This window comes from Neobacillus notoginsengisoli, assembly GCF_003515685.1.
In the GTDB taxonomy this organism is placed as follows: Bacteria; Bacillota; Bacilli; order Bacillales; family Cytobacillaceae; genus Bacillus_D; species Bacillus_D notoginsengisoli.
The window spans coordinates 12,666-36,270 of sequence record NZ_QWEG01000011.1 but is presented as its reverse complement, the minus strand read 5'-3'; the positions used below and the strand labels follow the sequence as shown (position 1 = coordinate 36,270).

At 44.4% G+C, this 23,605-nt stretch carries 21 protein-coding genes; all 21 read left to right on the top strand.

Features of this window, described 5'->3' with window-relative positions:
- Nucleotides 1-50 precede the first annotated feature (50 nt).
- The 21 genes from D1B31_RS16805 (at nucleotide 51) to D1B31_RS16705 (ending at nucleotide 23,554) form a co-directional block, all read left to right on the top strand.
- A complete protein-coding gene (locus D1B31_RS16805) occupies nucleotides 51-1,154 on the top strand; it encodes a BMP family lipoprotein (protein ID WP_240035316.1) in 1,104 nt (367 codons plus the stop codon).
- A gap of 166 nt (nucleotides 1,155-1,320) precedes the next feature.
- Nucleotides 1,321-2,844 carry an ABC transporter ATP-binding protein gene (locus D1B31_RS16800; protein ID WP_118922529.1) on the top strand — a complete coding sequence of 508 codons (1,524 nt, stop codon included), beginning with the start codon at nucleotides 1,321-1,323 and terminating at the stop codon, nucleotides 2,842-2,844.
- Nucleotides 2,841-3,917 (top strand): ABC transporter permease, encoded by a 1,077-nt coding sequence (locus D1B31_RS16795; RefSeq protein ID WP_118922527.1) that lies wholly within the window; start codon nucleotides 2,841-2,843, stop codon nucleotides 3,915-3,917. The genes D1B31_RS16800 and D1B31_RS16795 overlap by 4 nt, the downstream gene beginning before the upstream one ends.
- 1 nt (nucleotide 3,918) lies before the next feature.
- On the top strand, nucleotides 3,919-4,872 hold the full coding sequence (locus D1B31_RS16790) for an ABC transporter permease (RefSeq protein ID WP_118922525.1): 954 nt from the start codon (nucleotides 3,919-3,921) through the stop codon (nucleotides 4,870-4,872).
- Between the two features lie 208 nt (nucleotides 4,873-5,080).
- Entirely contained in the window at nucleotides 5,081-6,376 is a 1,296-nt protein-coding gene (gene yfmF / locus D1B31_RS16785) for an EF-P 5-aminopentanol modification-associated protein YfmF (RefSeq protein ID WP_118922523.1), read from the top strand.
- Nucleotides 6,363-7,652 (top strand): EF-P 5-aminopentanol modification-associated protein YfmH, encoded by a 1,290-nt coding sequence (yfmH, locus tag D1B31_RS16780; RefSeq protein ID WP_118922521.1) that lies wholly within the window; start codon nucleotides 6,363-6,365, stop codon nucleotides 7,650-7,652. Before yfmF ends, yfmH begins: the two co-directional genes overlap by 14 nt.
- 60 nt (nucleotides 7,653-7,712) lie before the next feature.
- Nucleotides 7,713-8,438, top strand: a complete 726-nt coding sequence (ymfI, locus tag D1B31_RS16775; RefSeq protein ID WP_118922518.1) for an elongation factor P 5-aminopentanone reductase — start codon at nucleotides 7,713-7,715, stop codon at nucleotides 8,436-8,438.
- Nucleotides 8,439-8,512: 74 nt separating this feature from the next.
- On the top strand, nucleotides 8,513-8,770 hold the full coding sequence (locus D1B31_RS16770) for a DUF3243 domain-containing protein (RefSeq protein WP_118922516.1): 258 nt from the start codon (nucleotides 8,513-8,515) through the stop codon (nucleotides 8,768-8,770).
- Nucleotides 8,771-8,921: 151 nt separating this feature from the next.
- Nucleotides 8,922-9,716: a DUF3388 domain-containing protein gene (locus tag D1B31_RS16765; RefSeq protein WP_118922514.1), complete on the top strand. Its 795-nt coding sequence runs from the start codon at nucleotides 8,922-8,924 to the stop codon at nucleotides 9,714-9,716.
- 12 nt (nucleotides 9,717-9,728) lie between these two features.
- On the top strand, nucleotides 9,729-10,634 hold the full coding sequence (locus D1B31_RS16760) for a helix-turn-helix domain-containing protein (protein ID WP_338036487.1): 906 nt from the start codon (nucleotides 9,729-9,731) through the stop codon (nucleotides 10,632-10,634).
- Between the two features lie 59 nt (nucleotides 10,635-10,693).
- The gene (pgsA, locus tag D1B31_RS16755; protein WP_118922510.1) at nucleotides 10,694-11,272 is read left to right on the top strand and encodes a CDP-diacylglycerol--glycerol-3-phosphate 3-phosphatidyltransferase; all 579 of its coding nucleotides are present in this window, start codon (nucleotides 10,694-10,696) and stop codon (nucleotides 11,270-11,272) included.
- Between the two features lie 29 nt (nucleotides 11,273-11,301).
- Nucleotides 11,302-12,552, top strand: a complete 1,251-nt coding sequence (locus D1B31_RS16750; RefSeq protein ID WP_118922508.1) for a competence/damage-inducible protein A — start codon at nucleotides 11,302-11,304, stop codon at nucleotides 12,550-12,552.
- 279 nt (nucleotides 12,553-12,831) lie between these two features.
- Nucleotides 12,832-13,875 (top strand): recombinase RecA, encoded by a 1,044-nt coding sequence (gene recA, locus D1B31_RS16745; RefSeq protein ID WP_118922506.1) that lies wholly within the window; start codon nucleotides 12,832-12,834, stop codon nucleotides 13,873-13,875.
- 312 nt (nucleotides 13,876-14,187) lie between these two features.
- The gene (gene rny, locus D1B31_RS16740; RefSeq protein ID WP_118922504.1) at nucleotides 14,188-15,750 is read left to right on the top strand and encodes a ribonuclease Y; all 1,563 of its coding nucleotides are present in this window, start codon (nucleotides 14,188-14,190) and stop codon (nucleotides 15,748-15,750) included.
- Between the two features lie 119 nt (nucleotides 15,751-15,869).
- Entirely contained in the window at nucleotides 15,870-16,667 is a 798-nt protein-coding gene (locus D1B31_RS16735) for a TIGR00282 family metallophosphoesterase (protein WP_118922502.1), read from the top strand.
- A gap of 175 nt (nucleotides 16,668-16,842) precedes the next feature.
- A complete protein-coding gene (spoVS, locus tag D1B31_RS16730; RefSeq protein WP_010193268.1) occupies nucleotides 16,843-17,103 on the top strand; it encodes a stage V sporulation protein SpoVS in 261 nt (86 codons plus the stop codon).
- Between the two features lie 144 nt (nucleotides 17,104-17,247).
- Nucleotides 17,248-18,171, top strand: coding sequence for a dipeptidase (locus D1B31_RS16725; RefSeq protein WP_118922500.1), 924 nt, complete (start codon nucleotides 17,248-17,250; stop codon nucleotides 18,169-18,171).
- 295 nt (nucleotides 18,172-18,466) lie between these two features.
- Nucleotides 18,467-20,200, top strand: a complete 1,734-nt coding sequence (locus tag D1B31_RS16720) for a 2-oxoacid:acceptor oxidoreductase subunit alpha (protein WP_118922498.1) — start codon at nucleotides 18,467-18,469, stop codon at nucleotides 20,198-20,200.
- The gene (locus D1B31_RS16715) at nucleotides 20,201-21,067 is read left to right on the top strand and encodes a 2-oxoacid:ferredoxin oxidoreductase subunit beta (RefSeq protein WP_118922496.1); all 867 of its coding nucleotides are present in this window, start codon (nucleotides 20,201-20,203) and stop codon (nucleotides 21,065-21,067) included.
- Nucleotides 21,068-21,549: 482 nt separating this feature from the next.
- Nucleotides 21,550-23,106, top strand: a complete 1,557-nt coding sequence (miaB, locus tag D1B31_RS16710) for a tRNA (N6-isopentenyl adenosine(37)-C2)-methylthiotransferase MiaB (RefSeq protein WP_118922494.1) — start codon at nucleotides 21,550-21,552, stop codon at nucleotides 23,104-23,106.
- A gap of 1 nt (nucleotide 23,107) precedes the next feature.
- On the top strand, nucleotides 23,108-23,554 hold the full coding sequence (locus D1B31_RS16705) for a YlbF/YmcA family competence regulator (protein ID WP_118922492.1): 447 nt from the start codon (nucleotides 23,108-23,110) through the stop codon (nucleotides 23,552-23,554).
- The last annotated feature ends 51 nt before the right edge of the window (nucleotides 23,555-23,605 follow it).

Genomic DNA, 23,605 nt, shown 5'->3' with positions numbered 1-23,605 from the left:
TTATGGCTGCATTTCTACTTAATCAAACAATCCATTAGGGGGTTAATTCCTTGAAGAAACGCAAATTTGGTCTGTTTATGTCCTTGCTATTGTCTGCAGGAATGCTTTTGTCCGCTTGCGGCGGCAAAGATGATTCCAAAGGCGGTAAAGATGCTGAAAAGAAAAATGACCTTAAAGTAGGGATGGTTACCGATGCTGGGACGATTGATGACAAGTCGTTCAACCAAGGTACTTGGGAAGGAATTTTGAAAGCGAAGGACGAGCTTGCGGTTCAAAACAAATATCTGAAACCATCAGGTACAACAGAAGCGGATTACCTTAAAGAAATTGGTAACCTGTATGATGCTGGATACAAGTTCATCGTAACTCCTGGTTTTAAGTTTGAAACTGCTGTGTTCAAGGCACAGGACAACTATAAAGATGCTAAATTTGTCATTATTGATGGAAATCCGCATAGCGGAGATTTTAAGCCAGTGGTGAAGGACAATACAGTTGCGATTTTCTTTGCAGAGCATGAAGCAGGCTTCCTTGCGGGTGTCGCTACCGCCCTTGAACTAAAAGAAGGGGAAGCGGGCTTTATCGGCGGTATGGAGATTCCTCCAGTCCAAAAGTTTAACTGGGGCTTCCAGCAGGGGATTAAGTACGCGAATGAAAACCTTAGCACAAAGATTGGCATGAAGCCAGAAAACTTCCTGTACCAAGGATCATTTGACAACGTAGCTGCGGGCGGCCAGATCGCAGCCTCAATGTTCGACCGCGGGGTTGACGTTATCCACGCGGCTGCTGGCGGAGTAGGAGTCGGCGCAATTAAGGAAGCAATCAACCGTGTTAAAGCCGGTGAAAAAGTATGGATCGTCGGCGTTGACGTAGACCAGTATGAAGACGGTAAATATGACGGTGACAAGTCTGTCATCCTTACTTCCGCAATGAAGAAGATTGACCAATCTGCATTCGACATGATTAAGGACGAACTTGACGGTAAATTCAAGGGCGGAGAGACCCTCGTTTTTGATGCTAAAAACGACGGTGTCGGCATTCCTGAGAAAAACCCTAACCTGAGCGATGATACACTCAGCAAGGTTAAAGAGGTTTTCGAAAAAGTTAAGAGTGGAGAAATCGAAGTAAAAGGCGAACAAGGCGATTTGTTCAAGTAAAAAAGAACTATACAATTGAGACGGTTTTTCCGTCTCTTTTGTATATTGGCTCTCTTCGAATCTACTAAAATTGCAGTTAGGGAAACTCGGCTGGCTTCATGGCCGGATATAATAGAGCGTTGCCTAGAAAATAAGGAATCAGTAAATGGCAAAGGTGAGTGTTACGATGAGCTATGTAGTTGAAATGCTGAATATCCGGAAAGAGTTTCCGGGTATAGTTGCCAACGATAATATCTCCCTATCTTTAAAAAAGGGAGAAATACACGCTCTCCTCGGTGAGAATGGAGCAGGTAAGTCCACCCTGATGGGGGTCCTGTTTGGAATGTACCAGCCGGAAAAGGGAGTCATTAAGGTGCGTGGCGAGGAAGTGCGCATTACCAACCCTAACGTGGCGACAAGGCTCGGGATCGGAATGGTGCACCAGCATTTTAAGCTGGTTGACAATTTCACAGTTACGGAAAATATCATTCTAGGAAGCGAGCCGTTAAAAGGCGTTGTTCTAGATATAGATGGTGCGGCCAAAAGGATTGAAAAGTTATCAAAATCATATGGCTTGAATGTTGATCCCCACGCGAAAATTGAAGATATTTCTGTAGGGATGCAGCAGAGGGTTGAAATTCTCAAAATGCTTTATAGAGAAGCCGAAGTACTTATTTTTGACGAACCGACAGCGGTATTGACTCCAAACGAAATCGACGAACTGATGAAAATTATGCGGAACCTTATAAAAGAAGGTAAATCGATCATCATCATTACCCATAAATTAAAGGAAATCAAAGCAGTGGCAGACCGATGCACAATTATCAGAAGAGGCAAGTCCATTGGGACAGTCGACGTGGCTGAGGCAAGCACACAAAGCCTTGCTGAGATGATGGTTGGCCGCCATGTTTCATTCAAAGTGAATAAGAAAGAAAGTACGCCAGGCGATGTCGTATTGAAGATAGATTCTCTTTCTGTAAAAAACAGCAGGAAAGTTTTGGGGCTTAAGGATTTCTCGATTGAAGTCCGTTCTGGTGAAATCGTCGGGATTGCGGGTGTAGATGGAAATGGCCAGACCGAGCTTGTCGAGGCGATTACAGGATTAAGGAAGGCTGAGTCAGGCAGGATTGAATTAAATGGCGAAGAGATCACTTCCATTCCAATTAGGCAGCGTATTGAGAAGGGCGTCGGACATATTCCAGAAGACAGGCAGAAGCGCGGCCTTGTGCTAGATTATACATTGGAATCCAACATGGTTCTTGAAGTCTATAACAAAAAGCCATTTTCAAAATACGGCTTACTGAATGAATCCGCTATGAAAACGTACGCCAAGAACATCTTGGAGAATTTCGATGTTCGCTCTGGTGAAGGGGCGGCGTCAATTGCACGGACGCTTTCGGGAGGAAACCAGCAGAAAGCCATTATTGGAAGGGAAATTGAACTAGATCCGAAGCTGTTGATCGCGGTACAGCCTACGAGGGGCCTCGATGTCGGTTCAATCGAATACATCCATAAAAGGCTAATTGAGCATCGTGATAAAGGAAATGCCGTCTTGCTCGTTTCACTCGAACTTGACGAAGTTCTTCAGCTTTCCGACCGTATTGCCGCAGTAAACAACGGGGAATTGATCGGAGTCGTACAAGCTTCCGAAACGAATGAAAACGAAGTTGGCCTAATGATGGCAGGGGTTGCTAAGGAGAGAAGCTTATGAGAAATACCATTGTATCATTAATATCGATTGTCCTGGGACTTATTGCCGGCGGTCTCCTGATGCTTATGATCGGGAGCAACCCGTTTGAAGGATATATGTATTTAATTCAGGGAGCTTTTAAAAATATCTCGCGTATTGGTGACACCCTTGCCACCGCAACGCCGCTTATCTTCACAGGATTATCCGTCGCATTTGCGTTCAGGACAGGTCTATTCAATATAGGTGCTTCCGGCCAAATGCTGATTGGGGGCCTTTGCGCAACGGCTGTAGGTCTAACGTACGATTTTTCCAGGCCGGTCCTTTTGCTGGCCATGATTCTGGCAGGCGCTTTGGGAGGTGCTCTTTGGGCATTTCTTCCAGGTTTGCTCAAGGCGAAGTTTAATGTTCATGAAGTTGTAGCAACTATTATGATGAACTGGATTGCCTATTGGACCGTTTATTATGTTGTGCCAGGATATTTCAAAGGCGAATTCCTTGAAACTGAATCAAAGACTCTATCAGAAAAAGCATCTTTAAAAATGCCTTTTTTGACAGAAATGTTCCAAGGATCTTATATTAACTTTGGAATCTTTCTTGCTGTAATCTGCGTTATTATCATTGCTTTCATCATTAACAAAACAACACTCGGTTTTGAACTGAAGGCAGTTGGCTTTAACAGGCATGCTGCGGAATATGCCGGCATGCGGGTGAACAGAAATATCATTCTCTCAATGGTCATTTCCGGAGCGCTTGCAGGCTTGGGCGGAGTCGCTTTATATACGGGCAATGCATCAAGCATCCAGATTGGGATTCTCCCATTCCAGGGATATGACGGCATTGCTGTCGCTCTGCTTGGAAATAATGCACCTTTTGGTGTGTTCTTTGCGGCAATCTTATTTGGTATCCTATACTCCGGTACAGGTTTTATGAACGCAATGACAGAAATCCCACCGGAGCTTGCAAATACAATTATTGCTATCATTATATACTTTGCGGCAACTAGTGTCTTGATTCACCGCCTTGTCAATAAATTCTGGAAGCGCGGTGGCGGTAAAGATGTCAATGCCTCCGCAGTTAAGAAGGGGGAAGCATAATATGTGGACCATCATAGAGCAAATATTTCCTTATGCGATTGCTTTCACAATTCCTCTTCTCATCACTGCATTGGGCGGCTTATTTAGTGAAAGAAGCGGTGTTGTCAATATTGGTTTGGAAGGATTAATGGTCATCGGCGCTTTTTCGAGCGCGATCACGGTCCACTTCCTTAATGGGGTCTGGTCGAATAATACGGCGGTCCTTTGGGCGGGTATTTTAGCGGGAATGGCTGCGGGACTGCTTTTCTCCATCCTTCATGCTTTCGCCAGTATCAATTTGAGTGCAAACCAAATCATTAGTGGTACAGCCATCAATCTAATCGCAACTGCGCTAACGATTTTTTTGGCCAGGAATATTACCGGGAGTGGAAACATTCGGATTAAAAGTGGCTTTTCGCCGGATACGATTCCCGTTCTTTCAAAAATACCGGTTATTGGTGACTTGTTCTTTACAAAGACTTACCCAACAACATGGTTTATTCTGATTATCCTTTTTGTGAGTACCTTTATGTTGTATAAAACAAAATTCGGACTGCGCTTACGTTCATGCGGTGAATATCCGCAGGCAGCTGAAGCAGCGGGAATTAACGTAAGAAGCATCAGGTATGCGGGTGTCCTCATTTCGGGCGCTTTTGCGGGATTGGGCGGTGCCATCATCATCCTGACTTATGCAGGTGAGTTCACGGGCACAGTTGCTGGCCTAGGCTTCCTTGCACTCGCCTCCTTAATATTTGGGCAGTGGAGGCCTCTAGGGGTGCTGGGCGCTACATTCTTTTTCGGTTTCGCCAGCACAATTGCCAACGTCTCACAGGTTATACCTGAACTGGCAGTCATTCCGCCAATTATATTAAAAATATTCCCTTATGTGGTCACATTGATTGCACTAGTTGTCTTTTCGAAGTCGTCACAAGCACCAAAGGCTGTTGGTGAGCCATTCGACTCAGGTAAGCGTTAAAAGGGCAAATCATCGAAAAAAATCCTCCTGTTTCCCGGGAGGATTTTTTTGGTGTCCGCTGACAACTGATAGGCGTGAAGCGATATCATTTGTAAATACGTGCCCTGAGAAATTATAGTTAGAATAGAATATTATTGCTGTGGGAAAATTAGAATGGAATCATAATGGGTATTATTGTAGAGTGTGTAAATAAGAGGGAGGCATCGCAATGGAAATTTTGCCAGAAAGAACGTTTCCCATGGAGGGGTTCAAGCTCCATGTTGTAAAAACGGGAAAATATAAAACAAATGCTCTTGTCTTTAAAATGAAAGCCCCACTAAACGAAAAAGAAGCAACACTAAGAGCTTTATTGCCGCATGTCCTGCAGAGCAGCTCAGCCCTTTACCCAACCACGACAAAGCTAAGGGCCTATTTGGATGAACTTTATGGTGCAGTCCTCTATGCTGAACTTGCAAAAAAAGGCGATTATCATATTATTACATTTTTCCTAGAAATTGCGAATGAAAAATTCCTCACTGACTCTTCGCCGCTCCTTAGGAAGGGCTTTGAGTTCCTAAACGAAATTCTTTTAAATCCCTTCACGGATGGGAATGGCTTTGACGAGGCCACTGTGGAAAAAGAAAAACGCACCTTGAAGCAAAGAATCCAATCCACCTATGATGATAAAATGCGTTACTCCAATTTCCGGCTGATTGAAGAAATGTATAAGGGCGAGGCCTATGCGATCAACGTCAATGGCAGGCAGGAAGATGTTGACGGAATCACTCCTGCAGGCCTGTATGAGTACTACCAGAAAGCTTTAGAAGAGGATGAACTGGATTTATACGTCATCGGAGACGTGGAGGAGGAAGAAGCAAAGGCGCTTGCTGGGGGACTGTTCAGGTTTCAGCCAAGAAAGCCGATCTATGTAGAAAAGAGCACATCATCCTTCAAGAGAGATGAAGTTAAGGTTGTGAAAGAGCCTCAGGACGTGAAACAAGGAAAATTGAATATAGGATACAGGACAAATATTTTCTATGGAGATAAGGATTATCATGCGCTGCAAGTTTTCAACGGGATCTTTGGCGGGTTTTCCCACTCCAAACTGTTTATTAATGTCCGAGAAAAAGCAAGCCTTGCCTATTATGCGGCCAGCAGGCTTGAAAGCCATAAAGGACTGATGATGGTCATGTCTGGTATTGATCTGAAAAACTATGACCAGGCCGTCGGAATTATCGCTGAACAAATGGATGCGATGAAAAATGGGGACTTCACTGAAGCTGAAATGGAACAGACAAAGGCTGTCATTGTGAATCAGCTTCTTGAAACGATTGATACGAACCGCGGGATTGTAGAGGTGCTATACCATAATGTTGCCGCGGGTAAAGAAATCCCATTTAGCAATTGGATAGAGGGAATGAAAAAAACAACCCGTGAAGAAGTGGTTGACGTTGCACAAAAAATCAGCCTTGACACCATTTATTTTTTGACAGGAAAGGAGGCGGCCGAACATGGAGAAAATTGAATTCAAACAACTGAATGAAGAGCTTTATTATCAAAAGCTTGCCAACGGCCTCGATGTTTATATTCTTCCGAAAAATGGGTTCAATAAAACCTATGCCACTTTTACAACAAAGTACGGTTCCATTGACAATACATTTAAGCCACCGGGTAAAAGTGATTTCGTATCCGTTCCTGACGGCATTGCCCATTTTCTTGAGCATAAGCTGTTTGAAAAAGAGGATGGGGATGTGTTCCAGCAATTCAGCAAGCAGGGCGCTTCCGCGAATGCATTTACCTCGTTTACGAGGACGGCTTACCTTTTTTCATCTACATCGAGAGTGGAAGAAAATCTTGAAACATTGATGGATTTTGTCCAGGAGCCGTATTTCTCCGAGAAAACAGTTGAAAAAGAAAAAGGGATTATCGGACAGGAAATCACGATGTATGATGACAATCCAGATTGGCGGCTATATTTTGGACTGATTGAAAACATGTACCATAACCATCCTGTCAAAATCGATATTGCCGGGACGATTGAGTCAATTGCTAAAATCGATAAGGATATGCTTTATGAATGCTACAACACCTTCTATCATCCGTCTAATATGCTCTTATTTATTGTCGGCCCGGTGGATCCTGAAAAAATAATGGACCAGGTCAGGGCGAACCAGTCGAAAAAACAATTCAGCGACCGGGCGGAAATTGAGAGGAAAGTTGAACAGGAACCGCCGCAGGTTGCCAAGGAAAAGCAGGTTCTGAAAATGAATGTCCAGACGTCCAAGTGCCTGGTAGGCCTAAAAGCTGCGGGGGTCGGCACGAGTGGAGAGGAAATGTTAAAACAGGAGCTTTCGATTAATTTAGTGCTGGAAATGCTTTTTAGCAAAAGCTCCGAAAATTATTTCCGCCTTTATGAGAAAGGCTTAATTGATGAAACGTTTTCTTTCGATTACACTCAGGAGCATGGGTTTGGCTTTGCGATGGTTGGCGGGGATACGGCCAATCCCGATGAACTTGCGGGTGAACTCCGGATAATTTTGGAAAATGCGAAAGAAGGCAGTTTTACAAAAGAGCAGCTTGAGAGGGCAAAACGAAAGAAAATCGGGTCCTTCCTAAGGGCGGTCAATTCTCCTGAATTTATTGCCAATCAGTTCACAAGATATGCGTTTAATGAGATGGATTTATTCTCTGTTGTGCCAATCCTTGAAAAATTAACGCCTGAAGAAATTCAAAAAGCTGCAAACGAATTATTTGAAGAAGAACGGTTTACAGTATGCCAGGTTGTACCAGCCGGAGAGTAAAGGATGTACAAAAAGCGCCAGCCCGGCGCTTTTTGGTTTTTCTGAAAATGGGGGAAAATGATGAAAAAGTATGCATTAATTACAGGTGCGAGCGGCGGGATTGGTAGGGCGGTTGCCCAGACACTTGCTGAACAAGGGTATCATTTATATTTACATTATCACTTAAACAAAGGGTCGATCGACTCATTGATGGCTGATCTGTCTGGCAGGTTCGGAGGGGAATATGTTCCTATTCAGGCCGACCTCGGGAGGGCATGCGGCTACAAGGACATCCTTCCGAAAATCTTTGGTTTGGATGCGATTGTACACTGCGGTGGAACGAGTGTTTATGGACTCTTTCAGGATCTAACCGATGAAGAAGCAGGAAGGCTATTTAACATACACACCTTGAACCCTATATTGCTGACGAAAGCTCTCTTGCCAAAACTGTTGGCAAAAAAGTCCGGAAACATTGTGTTTATCTCATCAATTTGGGGCGAAACTGGCGCGGCTTGCGAAGCAGTTTACTCAGCTGCAAAGGGGGCGCAGATTTCATTTGTAAAGGCATTAAGCAAAGAGCTTGCCCCTAGCGGGATTAGAGTCAATGCAATTGCCCCTGGAGCTGTGGAGACGGCAATGCTCAATCAGTTCACAAACACTGAGCTTGCTGACATTGCCTCGGAAATCCCAATGGGAAGGCTTGGCCGGCCGGATGAAATTGCGAATGGGGTCGTATTCCTCGTGTCCGACCTGTCATCATATATTACGGGACAAGTCCTTTCCATAAACGGCGGCTGGTACACTTGAATATAGAAATTCGCGTATATTTCCTGCTACCCTCCGGAAAACTAAGGTTGTACTACATTTAAGGAGGGTAAAAGATGTCTATTCTTGATAACTGGAAACAGTGGGAAGACTTTCTCGCAGACAGGCTGCACCAGGCACAGGATGAGGGAGTCAGCAAAAATGTTGTTTCAGACCTTGCGTACCAGATTGGGGACTATCTTGCAAACCAGGTAGAGCCGAAAAACGAGCAGGAAAGAATTCTTGCAGATTTATGGTCAGTAGCTGACAAAGATGAACAGCAGGCGATTGCCAACATGATGGTCAAACTAGTCCAGAATAACGGAACCCGCTAAAGAGAGGACCTCCTCTCTTTTTCTTTTTGGCTCTGGCTGACCTTGTATGCAATTGTATTTGTTTTTTCCTTTCATCTTCTAACAAAATCATATAATATAGGTTTAGACAAATATGATGAAATTTGTCATAAAGGTAACCCAGGAGGTTCACATGGCTAAAAAAGAGTGGTACGTTGAATACGAAATCCGTAAAAACCGTCCCGGCCTGCTGGGTGATATTTCTTCACTATTGGGAATGCTCTCCATCAATATTGTGACGATTAATGGAGTGGACCAAGGTAGGAGGGGCTTGTTAATCCTCGCCGAAAATGATGATCAGATTCAACGTCTTGAGTCGATTTTACATACAATGGATACAATAAGATTAATAAAAATCCGTGAGCCGAAGCTTCGGGACAGGCTTGCAGTCCGGCACGGGCGCTATATCCAGCGGGATGCTGACGACAAAAAGACATTCCGGTTTGTCCGCAGCGAGCTCGGGGTACTAGTTGATTTTATGGCTGAATTGTATAAACAGGAAGGTCATAAACTGATTGGGATCAGAGGAATGCCGAGAGTTGGCAAAACAGAATCAATCGTTGCCGCCAGTGTTTGCGCAAATAAAAAGTGGCTATTTGTTTCCTCGACCCTCCTGAAACAAACGATAAGAAGCCAGTTGATCCAGGATGAGTACAACTCGGATAATATCTTTATCATAGACGGAATTGTTTCAACAAAGAGAGCCAATGAAAAACACTGGCAACTTGTAAGGGAAATCATGCGGCTCCCTGCTGTAAAAGTGATTGAGCATCCGGATATTTTTGTGAGGAACTCCGAGTATACGATGGACGATTTCGACTATATTATTGAACTCCGCAATCATGCGGATGAGACGATAACATATGATGTAGTTGAACAAGGCAACGAACTGTTTTCTGCATCGGAATTTGGAGAATTCGATTTTTAAAAAAGTTGGAAGGTGTTTGAATTGACTGAACTAGGTAACCGGTTGAAAGAAGCGAGGCTCGAAAAAGGACTGAGCCTTGATGATCTCCAGGCTGTTACGAAAATACAAAAACGGTATTTATCCGGAATTGAAGAAGGAAATTATTCAACGATGCCGGGGGATTTTTATGTCCGCGCCTTTATTAAACAATATAGTGAAGCAGTGGGGGTGGATCCGGATGAAATCTTTGATACATATAAAGCTGAAATACCTTCAGCCTATCAACAGGACCTGCCCGAACAACTATCAAGGGTAAAATCCAGAAAAGGACTGCCTGAAGGAAGTTCAAAGATTTTGGGTGTTCTTCCAAAAGTATTAACCTGGGTATTTGTCATTGGGATTGCAGCATTCATCTATTTTCTCGTCCAACATTTCACAGGCAATAACGCCGCTTCTAATAAAAATCAGGATAAGCCGCCGACGACAATTGTTAAACCTCCTGGCGAAGAACAGAAGGATGATGAAAAGGATAACGGAAACAACAGCGGCACTGATGGAGATGAAAACAAGAAAGAGGAAGAACCTGCAGAACCTGAAACACCAGCGCAGGAACTTATTGTTGCGGAATCTTCAGGACGAAATTCTACGTATGATTTGAAAAACGCGGAAAAATTCGAAGTAAAGGTCGTTTCCACAGGAGAAACCTGGGTAAGTATTAAGAATGGCAAAGGAAAGTCTTTCTTCCAGGGAATGCTGGCTGTTGGCAAAAAGGACAGTGAAACAGTTGATTTTTCAAATGAGGCGGAAGCTGTCATCATCGTGGGCAGGACGGTCGATACCGAAATATATGTAAATGGGCAAAAGTTGGATTATGCAGTCCCGGCAACTGAGAGAGTCCGCCAGGATATAACAATCCGCTATATTAAGGGGAATGAATAGTCATCCTGTTGATGGCTATTTTTTCTCGCCCTAGCTTAAACCATCTGGAGGAAAGAAAAATGAATATACCTAATAAAATTACCATCTCAAGAATACTCATGATTCCTTTGTTTTTAATTATTATGCTTTTCCCGATTGACTGGGGGGAAATCAGCCTGCTTGGAGCAAAAATGCCCGTAACCCATTTTGTCGGTGCACTATTGTTTATAATAGCGGCTTCAACCGATTGGGTTGACGGTTATTATGCGAGAAAATACAATCTTGTGACAAATATGGGGAAATTCCTTGATCCGTTAGCAGATAAACTGCTTGTATCAGCAGCACTCATTGTACTCGTCGAACTGCAGTTTGCCGCGTCTTGGATTGTCATCGTTATCATTAGCCGGGAGTTTGCTGTTACCGGGCTAAGGCTCCTCCTAGTTGAAGGGGGAGAAGTGGTCGCGGCCAATATGCTTGGCAAAATTAAAACGTGGGCACAGATTATAGCGATATCGGCGCTGTTGCTTCACAACATTATTTTTGAAATGGTCTCCATTCCATTCGCCCAGATCGCCCTGTGGGTTGCGATGTTTTTTACTGTTTGGTCAGGCTGGGATTATTTTGCGAAAAACATGCATGTGTTTAAAAACTCAAAATAGAACAATGCAAACGTGAAGGTGATGATTTTGTGAATGCTGAAATTATTGCAGTAGGTTCTGAATTGCTGCTCGGCCAAATTACCAATACCAATGCCCGCTTCCTTTCCGGACAGCTAGCCTTGATTGGTATCAATGTTTATTATCATACAGTTGTCGGTGATAACGCGACCCGGTTTAAACATGCACTGGAAATTGCCGAAAGCCGTTCGGATTTTATTATCATCACGGGTGGCCTTGGGCCGACAAAAGATGATCTGACAAAAGAGACCGTCGCTTCCCATCTCGGACTGCCGCTTGAGTCAGATGAAAATGCCATGGAACAGATTGAGCTTTTCTTCAAGAGGACGAAAAGGGAAATGACCGAAAACAACCGTAAACAAGCCCTTATTTTACAAGGAGCCCAGGTTCTCCCGAATAACCATGGAATGGCGCCAGGAATGGTCGTTACAAAGGAAGATAAGCTATATATGCTGCTTCCAGGCCCCCCAAGCGAATTGGAGCCGATGTTCCTCACTTATGGTACAGCAGCGCTTGTTGGCCGTTTATCGAGTCAGGAACAAATTGTTTCGAGGGTCCTCCGCTTTTTTGGAATAGGGGAGGCGCTGCTCGAGAATGAAATTGAAGATTTAATAGACAACCAGAGCAACCCGACAATCGCACCACTCGCTGCCGAAGGTGAGGTAACGTTAAGGCTGACTGCTAAGCATTCTGTCATCAGCAGTGCAATTGAATTGATTGACGAAATGGAAGAAAAAATCCTTAGCCGTGTCGGACAATATTTTTACGGATATGATGAAATATCGTTAATGGACGAATTGGCCAAGCTTCTGAAAGAAAATAAGCTAACTATTTCATGTGCGGAAAGTCTGACCGGAGGAATGTTCCAGGAACAGTTTACAAGCATACCCGGTGCCGGCGGCAGCCTAAAAGGCGGGGTTATCTGCTACACGAATGAAGTAAAAGCGAATGTCCTGCATGTTAGGAAGGAAACAATTGAGCATGATGGAGTCGTTAGCCGAAAGTGCGCGGCTGAGCTTGCCGAGAATGTTGCTTCGTTAATGAATGCGGACATTGGGATCAGTTTTACGGGTGTGGCGGGTCCGGATGAGCTGGAAGGCAAACCGGTGGGCACCGTCTATATAGGCATAAGCGTAAATGGAAAGCCGGCCGCTGTGGAGAAACTGAATCTGGGCGGAACCAGGGCAGCGAATCGAATTAGGACAGTCAAGTACGGCTGTTATTTCCTGCTCAAAAAATTAAAGGAAATTCAGGAAGCCTGATTGAGGGCTTCCTTTCTTTTCTTATTCAAGAACAGTCTGGCAATAGTCAGAAACAAGCAAGAAATCGGTTTTTGACTGGGGAGAAATGCACAAAAAGAGCAATTCAAAAGGGGATTTTATAAGTTTGGCGGCTGTGTTCGAGTGAAAACAATCGAATAAATGTTCGTGTTTTTGCTGGACATGAGCGTTGAAAAATAGTATATTATTTATAGAAGTAATTTGCTAGATTTTAGTCAATCGCTTAATGCTTTTTATATATGAATTTGAGGAGGAAACATAGTGAGTGATCGTCAAGCTGCCTTAGAAATGGCTCTTAAGCAAATAGAAAAACAATTTGGTAAAGGTTCCATCATGAAACTTGGAGAAAAGACAGACACACAGATTTCCATTATTTCAAGCGGATCCCTTACTTTGGATATCGCACTTGGAGTAGGCGGATATCCACGTGGGCGTATTATTGAAATTTATGGCCCTGAAAGCTCTGGTAAAACAACAGTTGCACTCCATGCAATTGCGGAAGTCCAGGCAAATGGAGGAACGGCAGCATTTATTGATGCTGAGCACGCCCTCGACCCTGCATACGCGCAAAAGCTTGGCGTCAATATCGATGAATTGCTGCTTTCCCAGCCTGATACAGGCGAGCAGGCACTTGAAATCGCGGAAGCCCTTGTACGCAGCGGGGCAGTTGATATCGTTGTAGTAGACTCTGTAGCGGCACTAGTACCTAAAGCTGAAATTGAAGGCGAGATGGGTGACGCCCACGTCGGGTTGCAGGCCCGCCTAATGTCCCAGGCACTAAGGAAGCTTTCTGGTGCAATCAACAAGTCTAAAACCATTGCTATTTTCATTAACCAGATTCGTGAAAAAGTTGGAGTCATGTTCGGCAATCCAGAAACAACACCTGGAGGCCGCGCACTAAAGTTCTATTCCACTGTCCGTCTGGAAGTGCGCCGCGCCGAAGCAATAAAGCAGGGCACTGAAATGATTGGGAACAAAACAAAGATTAAAGTTGTAAAAAACAAGGTCGCTCCGCCATTCCGTACAGCAGAAGTCGACATCATGTATGGTGAAGGCATCTCGCGTGAGGGCGAAATTGTAGACATAGGTTCAGATCTCGATATTGTCCAAAAAAGCGGCTCCTGGTATTCATACAATGAAGAGCGGATTGGCCAGGGAAGGGAAAATGCCAAGACATTCCTGAGGGAAAATCCTGAAATCCGTGATCAGGTCAGGCAGAAAATCCGTGACCATTATGGACTCGACGGTGTGAAAGTTGTACAAGAAGAAGAGGACGATTCGGAACAGTTTGAATTGATCGATTAATCCTATCACAGAAGCAAAGCCGTTTCGGCTTTGCTTTTTTTAAAATTAGGCTGGGTTAAATGGGATTGTTCATTTTTATAGAGTTGATTGGAACGGAAGGCAACAACTCCTTGAAAATGCCTGCCAATAGAGGTCCACGCTTGAGTAACCCTTGACAATGAATATTGTCAGCTTTACAATTAACATTGTATATTTTACATTTTTGGTAATTTTACATGTTAAAAGCCTTGGTGCTTGCTGTATGTTGAAACACAATGTACATGCCGACACTTGAAAATGTAACACAAGTTCATAGCAAGAGGAGGTGTAACGATGGACCCTATTACTATCATCATCTCCACATTGCTTGGCCTATTCGTCGGTGCGGTTGTTGGCTATTTTATTCGTAAGTCCTTTGCTGAGAAACAAGTAGCTGGCGCAAAGAGCGAGGCAGCTCAAATCCTTGATGATGCAAAACGCGATGCGGAAGCATCAAAAAAGGAAGCCCTGCTTGAAGCGAAGGATGAAATTCACAAGCTTCGTACAGAAGCGGAACGTGAGGTTCGGGAACGAAGAAATGAACTGCAAAAACAAGAAAACCGTTTGCTGCAAAGAGAAGAAAACTTGGATCGGAAGGATGAAACGCTAAACAAGCGGGAAAACCTTTTAGAGAAAAAGGATGATTCTCTTAACCAAAGACAACAGCATATTGAACAGATGGAAAGCAAAGTGGACGAGTTGGTACGGGCCCAGCAGACCGAGCTTGAGAGAATCTCCGGTTTGACAAGGGAAGAAGCTAAATCAATTATTTTGGATCAGACGGAAAAAGAACTTGCCCATGACATGGCCATGATGATCAAGGAAACTGAGAACCGCGCGAAAGAAGAAGCGGACAAGAAGGCGAAGGATATCCTGTCGCTCGCAATCCAGCGTTGCGCTGCCGACCATGTGGCAGAAACAACAGTTTCAGTTGTCAACCTTCCGAATGATGAAATGAAGGGCCGCATAATTGGCCGTGAAGGCCGGAATATTAGGACTCTTGAAACTTTGACAGGTATCGACTTAATTATCGACGATACCCCTGAAGCCGTAATTTTATCTGGTTTCGACCCGATCCGCCGTGAAACAGCCCGCCTGGCACTGGACAAGCTGGTGCAAGATGGCCGCATCCACCCGGCTCGGATTGAAGAAATGGTTGATAAGGCGCGCCGTGAAGTGGATGAGCATATCCGCGAAATTGGGGAACAGACGACCTTTGAAGTCGGAGTTCATGGATTACATCCAGACTTGATTAAAATTTTGGGCCGCCTGAAGTTCCGTACAAGCTACGGACAAAATGTCTTGAAGCACTCCACGGAAGTAGCCCAGCTTTCTGGGCTGTTGGCTGCCGAGCTTGGCTTGGACGAAACTCTTGCCCGCCGGGCGGGTCTTCTCCATGATATCGGCAAGGCAATCGACCATGAAGTGGAAGGAAGCCATGTTGAAATCGGCGTGGAGCTTGCAACTAAGTACAAGGAACATCCTGTGGTTATTAACAGCATTGCTTCCCACCATGGTGATGTGGAGCCAACTTCGATTATCGCAGTCCTTGTTGCTGCTGCTGATGCATTGTCAGCCGCACGTCCAGGGGCAAGAAGCGAAACGCTGGAAAACTACATCCGCAGGCTTGAAAAGCTTGAAGAAATTTCCGAATCCTATGAAGGTGTTGAGAAATCTTTTGCCATCCAGGCAGGGCGTGAAGTCAGGATTATGGTTAAGCCTGAAGCAATTGATGACCTCGCGGCTCATAGACTGGCAAGGGATATCCGGAAGAGGATTGAAGAAGAACTTGATTATCCGGGTCATATTAAAGTCACAGTCATCCGTGAAACCCGGGCAGTCGAATATGCGAAGTAAAAACAATGGACAGCGGCGAAGCCGCTGTCTTTTTGTTCTCATTGAGGGCAGTTGGGGTTAAAGGAATGAACGATGTGATACAATGATAAAAAAATATGTAGAACTGGAAGGTTTAATACATGAATATATTATTTATTGGCGATGTAGTCGGTTCACCGGGGAGAGATACGGTAAAGGAATATCTGCCGAAGCTAAAGGAAAAATATAGGCCGCATCTGACAATCATTAATGGTGAAAATGCTGCAGGAGGCAAGGGAATTACAGGGCAGATTTACAAGAACTTTCTTGAATGGGGGGCTCAGGCTGTTACATTGGGAAATCATGCTTGGGATAATAGGGATATTCTTGAATTTATCGATCAAGCGAAAAATATGGTAAGGCCAGCAAATTTTCCGGCCGGAACCCCCGGTAAAGGCCTGGTTTACCTGAAACTGAATGAACTTGAAGTTGCTGTCATTAATCTGCAGGGAAGAACCTTTTTGCCGGCTATTGACTGTCCATTTCGAAAAGCAGATGAGTTGGTTGAAGAAGCAAGTGCTAGGACGCCTTTTATCTTTGTTGATTTTCATGCGGAAGCAACGAGTGAAAAAATGGCAATGGGCTGGTATTTGGACGGCCGGGTATCTGCAGTCGTTGGCACCCATACGCATGTCCAAACATCGGATAATAGGATATTGCCGGGCGGAACAGGGTTTATTACGGATGTGGGAATGACCGGTCCGTATGATGGCATTCTAGGCGTTGAGAGGGACGCGGTTATAAAAAGATTCCTCACCTCCATGCCAGTCCGTTTTGAAGTGCCGAAGGAAGGTCCTGTGCAACTCTCGGCCATAATGGTTGAGTTGGATAGGAAAACAGGTAAAACAAGAAAAATCGAGAGGATTTTGATTAACAGCGACCATCCTTTTTATTCCTAATTTTGCTATTGCTTTTACTCGTGAAATGATTTGGAAAAGGAAAGCATACATGAAAAGTGCTCCAAGCCGGAATATGTCCAACATGCCATGAATATAGTATGAATGGAATGATATATACCTGACTTGTCCATGAGCTGCTCATGCGGGATCGGGATTATATGAGGAGGAGCTAGGAATGGAAATATTAAAAGTTTCAGCAAAATCTAATCCTAATTCTGTAGCTGGTGCGCTTGCCGGGGTTCTGCGTGAGAGAGGCGGGGCTGAAATCCAGGCAATCGGTGCAGGTGCACTGAATCAGGCGGTAAAAGCAGTAGCGATAGCAAGAGGATTTGTAGCCCCTAGCGGAGTAGATCTGATTTGCATCCCTGCCTTTACCGATATTCTCATCGACGGGGAAGAACGAACAGCAATTAAGCTAATTGTAGAACCAAGATAAAAACCTTGCTGTCCGGAAATGAGCTTATGAAAGAGGAGAACTTGTTTACTGCACCAGGACAAAAGCCTGCTTGAATCTTCAAGCAGGTTTTTTAGTGCCAAAAATAGAATTGTATAATTAAAACGTGTGGAGGGATTAACAAAAGTGAAACTATTTGATGCGCATTGTGATGCTTTATTAAAAATGTTCGAGGACAAATCCATCTTATTCAAAAACTCACCAAGCCTTCAGGCAAATCTGGAGGGAATCAGGAAAGCAGGGATAAAAGTCCAATGTTTTGCCATCTATGTTCCGTCTGACATCAAACAAGAGGAAAAATTCAAAGCAGCGGAGCAAATGGCCCGAATTTTCCATGAAAAGGTAATCGGTAGTTCTGAAAGCGTGGTTCAAGTGAGGAATAAAAAGGAAATCGACCGGTTAAAGAATGATGAAATCGGTGCGATGCTCACCCTCGAAGGCTGTGATGCAATTGGGGATGATATGAGCAAACTAGTGAAGTTGCTTGATTATGGAGTTGCGTCTGTGGGCCTCACATGGAACTGGGCAAACGCGGTAGCGGACGGGGTCATGGAAAAAAGAGGGCGAGGCCTTACCCAATTTGGAAGAAAAGTAGTAAAACTTCTTAATCAAAAAAAGATTTGGTGTGATGTCTCCCATTTATCCGAAAGGGGATTTTGGGATGTGATGGAACTGGCCGATTTCCCGGTTGCTTCCCATTCAAATTCGTATACAAAATGTCCACACCCCCGCAACCTTAAAGATGACCAAATAAGGTCTTTAATCAGAGGGGACTCAGTCATGGGCCTTACTTTCGTCCCGTATTTCCTCACAACTTCGGGTAATGCGCATATAAGTGACATCCTTAGCCACCTTGATCATATTTGTTCACTCGGCGGAGAAAACCATGTCGGATTTGGATCGGATTTTGACGGGATTGACCAAACCGTCGTAAAGCTATCAGAAATGGGCCAATACTTAAATGTAATAAATGAACTGCAAAAATATTATTCTGAAATACAAATAGAAAAATTCTTATATAAAAATATGGAATCAAGGCTTCCTGGCTAAATTGCTGAATAATGTGGCTTGATGGATTACGTAACTCCTTAAGGTACGGAAAAATCTCTAAAAATAAAATGTTAAGAAAATATTCAAATTTTAGACACGAAAACTCCACAAAGGGTTGCATTTTTTGTCACATAGGTCTAGAATTGATAGCGTTTAGTACCCCTCCAAATAGATGCTTTTTAGTCGGAATTCCTTGTATCATAAGCTGATTTCTAGGTATTTATTTGGAAAAGTGCTACACTTTTAGTTGAAAGCCATACTAATATTTTTTTACATATCCAAAGGGGTGTAAAGCATGATCAATCAACTTTCCTGGAAAGTTGGAGGGCAACAAGGGGAAGGTATTGAAAGTACAGGGGAAATTTTTGCAGTTGCGTTAAATCGCCTCGGTTATTACTTGTATGGATACCGGCATTTCTCGTCCCGAATCAAGGGCGGCCATACAAATAATAAAATCAGGGTAAGCACGACACAGGTAAGGTCCATTTCGGATGATTTGGATATTCTGGTAGCTTTTGACCAGGAAACAATTGACCTTAATTATAAGGAACTGCACAGCAGGGGTGTCATCATTGCCGATGCGAAGTTTAATCCGCAAAAGCCAGCTGACGCTCAGGGAGAATTGTATTCGGTTCCATTTACAGAAATTGCTACAGAGCTTGGTACATCACTGATGAAAAATATGGTTGCCATTGGTGCGACTACGGCGGTTCTAGATCTTGATATTCCGGTTTTTGAAGAGGTTGTCCGTGAAATTTTCGGGCGCAAAGGCGACCAGGTTGTCGCAAAGAATATGGAAGCCATCCAGGCAGGCCGCGACTTTATGACAGAACAGCTCGCAGGCATTCGCACAATGCAGCTTGAGAAAGCAGACGGAAAAAAACGGATGTTTATGATTGGAAATGATGCTATAGCCCTTGGCGCTCTAGCCGCGGGATGCCGCTTTATGGCCGCATATCCAATAACGCCCGCTTCTGAAATTATGGAATACTTAATTAAAAAGCTTCCTCCTCTTGGCGGGACAGTCATTCAAACGGAGGATGAGATTGCGGCAGCTACTATGGCGATTGGCGCCAACTATGCAGGTGTTCGGGCCATAACAGCTTCAGCAGGCCCTGGGCTTTCTCTTAAGATGGAAGCCATCGGGCTGGCGGGTATGACCGAGACCCCAATTGTCGTTATCGATACACAGCGCGGGGGCCCGTCTACTGGACTTCCTACGAAACAGGAACAATCAGACCTAATGCAGATGATTTACGGTACACACGGAGAAATTCCTAAGATTGTTATCGCTCCAAGCACAGTACAGGAAGCGTTTTACGATACAGCTGAAGCCCTTAACCTTGCTGAGGAATATCAATGCCCGGTTATCGTTCTGTCAGACCTTCAGCTTTCTCTCGGAAAACAAACTGTAGAGCCGCTTGATTTCAGCAAGATTGAAATCCGCCGCGGCAAGCTTGTGACAGAAGATTTGCCTGAACTTGAAAACAAAGGGTACTTCAAGCGCTACGAAGTGACGGAAGATGGAATCTCACCACGCGTCATTCCAGGGGTGAAAAACGGGATCCACCATGTTACCGGAGTCGAACACGATGAGACTGGCAAGCCGTCTGAATCAGCTGCCAACCGTATTGCTCAAATGGATAAGCGTTTCCGGAAAATTAAGAACATCCGCTTTAACAATCCGGTTCATAAGAATGCTCCGCATGAGGATGCCGACCTGCTAATTGTAGGTTTCAACTCTACAAGAGGCACGATTGAAGAAGCCATTTCCCGCCTGACTGCGGACGGCCATAAAGTGAATCACGCACAAATCCGCTTGATTCATCCTTTCCCAAGCGAGGAAGTATTGCCGCTTGTCCAATCAGCAAAAAAGGTGATGGTTGTTGAAAATAACGCGACCGGCCAGCTTGCGAAGATTATCAAGATGAATGTCGGCCATGCTGACAAAATGTTCAATCTCTTAAAATATGACGGCAACCCATTCTTACCGAATGAAATTTACACAAAAAGCAAGGAGTTGTTCTAAATGGCAACATTTAAAGATTTCCGCAATAATGTAAAGCCGAACTGGTGTCCAGGCTGCGGTGATTTTTCGGTGCAGGCTGCCATGCAGCGAGCGGCTGCAAACGTTGGTCTTGAGCCAGAACAACTTGCTGTTATTTCAGGGATTGGCTGTTCTGGGCGAATCTCCGGATATATCAACACATATGGTTTACACGGAATCCATGGGCGCGCACTTCCGATCGCCCAGGGAGTTAAAATGGCGAACCGGGACTTGACTGTCATTGCGTCCGGCGGTGACGGAGACGGTTTTGCAATTGGGATGGGACATACAATCCATGCAATCCGCCGCAACATTGATATTACTTACATCGTCATGGACAACCAAATTTACGGGTTGACAAAAGGACAGACATCACCGAGGTCAGCAGCTGGGTTCAAAACGAAATCTACTCCAATGGGTTCGATCGAACACGCCATTGCTCCAATGGAAATGGCTTTAACAGCAGGCGCGACCTTTGTCGCACAAAGCTTTTCAACAGACTTAAGAGAGCTTACTGCCCTGATTGAAGCGGGCATTAACCATAAAGGGTTTTCTATGATTAATGTTTTCAGCCCTTGTGTTACGTATAATAAAATCAATACGTATGACTGGTTTAAGGAAAACCTGACGAAGCTCAGCGACGTCGAAGGCTATGACCCTAATAACCGTGAGATGGCCATGCAAACACTGATGAAGCACGACGGCCTTGTTACCGGCCTGATTTATCAGAATACTGAGCGCCCATCCTATCAGGAACTTGTCCAAGGTTATGCAGAAGAACCGCTTGCATCTGCGGACTTGAATCTCGACCAGGCGCATTTCGACAAGCTCGTAGCGGAATTCATGTAAAGCTTCATATTGGAACAAACACCCCAATCCATACATTGGGGTGTTTTTCTATCGCTGTGATGGGAATGCTGGGTAATTTATTATTACGTTGATTGATCATTTACACTTCCGCGAATTCGGACTCTTAATGGGTTTTTCAAGCCTCGAGAGTCCGAATCACCCCTGTATTCGGACTCTTAACGAGTTTTTCGAGCGTCAAGAGTCCGAATCCCCCTTGAATTCGGACTCTTAACCAGTTTTTCGAGCGTCGAGAGTCCGAATCACCAACCTCTGATAAAAGACAACTCTTTAATCGCCCACACAAACCTAAACCGCCAACGGACGGAAGCAGCAGAACCGTCCCCGTGCCTCACCCGTGTCTCATGCGGGGAAGGTTTCTATTGTTTTCGCTCTTGTAACCCTTTATACTATTATAATGTGCACAATTTTATTCAATAATTGTTTTTTTATAGAAGTGAGTAGTGTGGAAAGGGGTTAGTGTGATGAACGAGAATCAGCGTTTAGATTCCGGGAAGGCAACTGCTGAAAATTCTGCGGACAAAAAATCCGTCAAGGACTACAGCAAGTATTTTGAAACCGTGTTTGTTCCTCCTTCATTAAAGGATGCAAGGAAGCGCGGGAAAGAAGAAGTGAAATACCACGATGATTTTTCCATTTCCGAGGAGTTCAGGGGGATGGGGGATGGCAGAAAGTTTTATATCCGTACTTACGGCTGCCAGATGAATGAACATGATACTGAAGTGATGGCTGGTATTTTTATGGCGCTTGGCTATGAACCAACCGATAAGACCGAGGATGCGGATGTTATTCTGTTAAACACTTGTGCTATCCGTGAAAATGCGGAAAACAAAGTTTTCGGTGAACTCGGCCACCTGAAGGGCCTAAAAAGGGAGCGCCCTGACCTGCTTCTTGGGGTCTGCGGCTGCATGTCCCAGGAAGAATCCGTTGTCAACAAAATCCTGAAAACCTATCACCATGTCGATATGATTTTCGGAACTCATAACATCCATAGGCTGCCGAACATCCTCAGCGAAGCGTATATGTCGAAGGAAATGGTAGTGGAAGTATGGTCGAAGGAAGGGGACGTTATTGAAAACCTTCCTAAAGTGCGCAGCGGAAACATTAAGGCATGGGTCAATATTATGTACGGCTGTGATAAATTCTGTACGTATTGTATTGTTCCATTTACTCGTGGAAAAGAACGGAGCCGCAGGCCTGAAGATATAATCCAAGAGGTACGCCAACTGGCTGCTGATGGCTACCAGGAAGTTACTTTGCTTGGCCAAAACGTGAATTCATATGGAAAAGATATAGAAGATATTCAATATGGGCTTGGTGACCTTTTGGATGATATTCGTAAAATCGGCATCCCGCGTGTCCGTTTTACAACGAGCCATCCATGGGATTTTGACGATCGCTTGATTGAAGTGCTTGCCAAGGGCGGGAACCTGATGCCGCATATCCATCTTCCTGTCCAGTCAGGGTCAACGGATGTACTGAAAATTATGGGGCGTAAATATACACGGGAAGAATACCTTGAGCTTGTCCGGAAAATCAAGGCTGCCATCCCGAATGTCGCATTAACGACTGACATAATTGTCGGTTATCCAAATGAAACAGATGAGCAATTTGAAGAAACAATGACTCTTTATGAAGAAGTCGGTTTTGAGTTAGCCTATACCTTCATCTATTCGCCAAGAGAAGGAACCCCTGCGGCGAAAATGACAGATAATGTTCCGATGGAGGTTAAAAAGGCACGCCTTCAGCGCCTGAACAAACTTGTCAATGATCTGTCGGCTAAAGCGATGAAAACTTATATCAACCAAACTGTTGACGTATTGGTTGAAGGGGAAAGCAAGAATAATCCGGATGTCCTTGCCGGTTATACTGATAAAAGTAAACTGGTCAATTTTATTGGACCTAAGTCAGCCATTGGCAAAATTGTAAAAGTAAAAATTACTGATGCAAAAACATGGTCATTAAACGGGGAAATGGTACAAGCAGCCGAGAAGGCTGAAGCACTGGCAGAGGTGAAATAATATGGCAAAGTATACTAAAGAAGAGATTATTGCACGCGCAAAAGAACTGGCCAATATGATTGCAGAAACAGAGGAAGTGGATTTCTTTAAGAGGGCAGAAGCCCATATCCATGAAAACCAAAAAGTGAGCACCCTCATTTCTGATATTAAAGGGCTTCAGAAGCAGGCGGTGAACCTTCAGCATTACGGGAAGCCGGAAGCGCTGAAAAAAGTGGAAGAGAAGATTGCTTCTATTGAGAAGGAGCTTGATGAAATACCAGTTGTACAGGATTTCAAGCAATCTCAGGTTGAAGTGAACGAACTGCTGCAAATGATCGCTTCTACTATCTCGAATACAGTTACGGACGTCGTGATTGAATCCACAGGCGGGGACATTCTCCGCGGTGAAACAGGCGCAGCCGCTAATAAAGGAGACAGCTGCGGCCACGAGCACGAACACAGCCATTAATCCAGTCAGGCCCAGCAATGGGCCTGATTTCTTTTTCTCCCATACATAGAC